Source organism: Desulfocicer niacini, from assembly GCF_054657595.1.
Window position 1 is genome coordinate 1 of the sequence record NZ_BAAHYK010000201.1, and the last position, 353, is coordinate 353.

The 353-nt window shown below is 50.4% G+C and carries 1 protein-coding gene; it reads right to left on the reverse strand.

The window, feature by feature from the left end:
* On the reverse strand, positions 1-318 hold a 318-nt coding region (locus tag ACYQ2M_RS25390), incomplete at its 3' end, for a transposase zinc-binding domain-containing protein (protein ID WP_459919187.1).
* Positions 319-353 lie beyond the last annotated feature (35 nt).

The following is a 353-nucleotide window of genomic DNA, read 5'->3' on the forward strand; positions in this document are numbered from 1 at the left end:
GTAGGGGACCGGTAAAAGCTCGGCCTTCCGGTTCTCAAGCCACCTTGCCTTGGCCACGGTCTGGCATTTTGGACAGTGGCGATTGCCGCATGAGTTGTACAGCTCAATTTCATGTCCGCAATCGGAACAAGCGTGGATATGTCCCCCAAGGTAAGGAGTCCGACACTCCATGATATCACTCGCCACCTTGTAATGCTCCGGATGGAGTTTATACCGGGCTTGATAATCATTGATATGACGTCGAAAAATGTCGGAAACTTCTACATTTTGTGCCTCTATCGAGCAGGAAGATGGGCGTAGATCAGTTGGCAAGTACATTTTGACCCTCCCATTCGGACGGAAAGGCAGTGGTA